The organism is Micromonospora sp. 15K316 (assembly GCF_004348525.1).
GTDB lineage: Bacteria > Actinomycetota > Actinomycetes > Mycobacteriales > Micromonosporaceae > Micromonospora.
Map to the genome: position 1 here is coordinate 1 of NZ_SMKG01000368.1, position 3,059 is coordinate 3,059.

Below are 3,059 nucleotides of genomic sequence, written 5' to 3' on the forward strand. Positions count from 1 at the left end.
GAACGGGCACGACCGCCGGCGCCGCAGTGGTGCCGGCGGGGGGCGATGCCGAGGTCGAGAGAGCGCTCTCGATGGAGTGTTACGGGGGCGTTGCGACGCCGTCAAGACATCGATCTATAACACTGTTATTTATCCCGAAGGTCGCTCATGGACGGAATGTCGTCCCCGGGGATGGGCCGCCGGCAGCGGGTAGGGCCGCTCGGAGGCTTTAGAGCTGATGTCGTGAACGACTCATGTCCCCACCAACTCAGCCCTGAAGCGTCGGCACGACCTCACCCGTGACGGGCGGCCGGCAGCGGTGCGAACAGGAGAAACAGCGCCGGCCCGCAACCGACCGCCGACGGTGGCGCGGGCGGGGTCAGCGGCGCACGCCACCGTCGGCGAGGAAGCGGGCGACCGGGAGCGTCGCGGCGCCGAGGGCGACCGCGTCCACGCCCAGCCGGCACAGCTCGATCGAGGCCTGCTCGTACGGCTCGCGCAGCGCCTGCCGCCCGGCGGCCTCGCGTACGGCCGGCAGCAGGTCGCCGAGCGCCATCGCCGCCCAGCCGCCCAGCACGACCCGCTCCGGATTGAACAGGTTGATCAGGTTGGCCACCCCGGCGCCGAGGAAGGCGGCGGTCTCGTCGAGCACCCGGCGCGCGGTGGCGGAGCCGGCCGCCGCGTCGACGATCAGCGCGTTGAGCTGGGACTCCTCGTCCTCGCCCGGCACCGGCCGGCCGCCGCGCGCCTCCCGGTAGCGGTCGATGATCGCCTCCGCGCCCACGTACGCTTCCAGACAGCCGCGGGCGCCGCAGCGGCAGAGCCGCCCGCCGTAGACCAGGGTGGTGTGGCCCCACTCCCCCGCGCTGCTGGACGCCCCGCGGTAGGTCGCGCCGCCGGCCACCACCGCCGCGCCGACCCCGGAGCCGACCAGGGCGAAGACGGCGTGCCGGGCGCCCTTGCCGGCGCCGAACCACATCTCGGCCTGGCCGAGCGTCTTCGCCCCGTTGTCGATGTGCAGCGGCAGGTCGGTGCCGGCGGCGATCAACTGTTCGAGCGGCACCCGGTCCCAGCCGAGCGCCTGGGCGTGCACCACGGCGTGCTCGCCCTGCGAGACCACACCGGAGACGCCGATGCCGACGCCGAGCACGTCGGCCGGGCGCACTCCGGCGGCGCCGGCCACCGCGTCGATCCCGGCGAGCACGTGGCCGGCTACCTCGGCGGGCTCGGTCCGGGCCGGGTCGAGCGGGTATTCGGCGCTGGACAGCAGGGTCATGGCGAAGTCGAACAACTCGACCCGGACCCGGGTCTCGCCGACGTCCACCCCGACGAGGAACGCGAACCGGGGCGCGATCCGGAGCATCATGCTGGGCCGGCCGCCGTCGGACTCGGCGGCGCCCGCCTCGGCCACGAGCCCCTCCTCGATGAGGTCGCTGACCACGTTGCTCACCGACGGCTGACTCAGGCCGGTGCTGCGCACCAGATCCTGCCGGGTCAGCGGCCCGTTGAGAAAGAGCCTCGTCAGCAGGGCCCCCCGGTTGCGCAGCCGCACGCTCCGGTTGGTGGCTCGCGCCAGCTCCACTCGGCACCTCGATCCCGTCGGTCGTCCGGAGCGACTGTACGACTCCCCATGCTTGACCACCCCACCAGCAGACACTTTAATGACGACATAATTTAAGCCTTGATGTAACCCCCAACCACCCCCACCACTGCATCGGAAGGGCTGATCGTGTCCACGAGACGTCACCTCGGGATACTCACCGCCGCAGTCCTGGCGGCCGCCTCGCTGACCGCCTGCGGCGGCTCCGGCGACGACGCCGGCGGTTCCGGCAAGACCCTCACCTACTGGGCGAGCAACCAGGGCGCCAGCCTTGAGGCCGACAAGTCCATTCTTCAGCCGGAGCTGGACAAGTTCGAGAAGCAGACCGGCATCAAGGTCAACCTTGAGGTCGTGCCCTGGTCGGACCTGCTCAACCGGCTGCTCGCCGCCGCCACCTCCGGCCAGGGCCCGGACGTGGTGAACATCGGCAACACCTGGTCGGCGTCGTTGCAGGCCACCGGCGCGCTCGTCGAGTTCGACGACGCCACGCTACAGGCAGTCGGCGGCAAGGACCGTTTCGTCCCCGCCGCGCTGGCCGCCGCCGGAGCGCCCGGCAAGCCGCCGGCCGCCGTGCCGCTCTACAGCCTGGCGTACGCGCTGTACTACAACAAGAAGGCGTTCGCGGACGCCGGGATCACCGCCCCGCCGACCACCTGGGAGCAGCTCGCCGAGTACGGCAAGAAGCTCACCACCGGCGGCAAGTGGGGGCTCGCGATCGAGGGCGCCAACCCCAACGAGAACGCCCACCACGCCTTCGCCTTCGGCCAGCAGTACGGCGGTGAGTGGTTCGACTCGTCCGGAAAGCCGACCTTCGACACCCCGCAGAACGTCTCGGCCGTGAAGCGGTACGTCGACTTCATGGCCACCGACAAGATCACCAACCCGAGCAACGCCGAGTACGCGCAGAACCAGTCGGTCTCCGACTTCGCCAACGGCAAGGCCGCGATGCTGCTCTGGCAGGCCGCCGGGTCGAACCTGAAGACCCAGAACATGGCAGCCGACGCGTACGGAATCGCGCCGGTGCCCTTCCTGGCCAGCCCGCCCGCCGGTGGGAAGAAGGTCAACAGCATGGTCGCCGGCATCAACATGGCGATCTTCAAACACACCAAGAACAAGGACGCGTCGCTGAGCTTCGTGAAGTTCATGACCAGCGACGAGGAGCAGACGCTGCTCAACAAGACGTACGGCTCGCTGCCCGCGGTGAAGACCGTCGGCACCGACCCGGCGTTCAGCGCCCCGGAGCAGAAGGTGCTCCAGGAGACGCTCTCCACCACCGCCGCCCCGCTGCCGCAGGTGCCCGACGAGAGCACCTTCGAGACGCTGGTCGGCACCGCCATCAAGGAGCTGTTCGCCGACGCGGCCAGCGGCCGCCCGGTCACCGAGGAGTCGGTGAAGAAGAAGCTGAGCGACGCGCAGCAGAAGATGCGCTGATCCCGGCGTCACCGGTGGCCGTGGCAGGGCGTTACCGGCCCTGCCACGG

2 protein-coding genes are annotated in these 3,059 nt (G+C 70.6%); one reads left to right on the plus strand and one right to left on the minus strand.

The genetic code is table 11. From position 1 onward, the window contains the following. Positions 1–358: 358 nt before the first annotated feature. Positions 359–1,561: an ROK family transcriptional regulator gene (locus E1211_RS31450; protein WP_132353773.1), complete on the minus strand. Its 1,203-nt coding sequence runs from the start codon at positions 1,559–1,561 to the stop codon at positions 359–361. Between the two features lie 147 nt (positions 1,562–1,708). Here E1211_RS31450 and E1211_RS31455 point away from each other — a divergent pair, with 147 nt between their 5' ends. Beyond that, the gene (locus E1211_RS31455) at positions 1,709–3,010 is read left to right on the plus strand and encodes a sugar ABC transporter substrate-binding protein (protein WP_132353775.1); all 1,302 of its coding nucleotides are present in this window, start codon (positions 1,709–1,711) and stop codon (positions 3,008–3,010) included. The last annotated feature ends 49 nt before the right edge of the window (positions 3,011–3,059 follow it).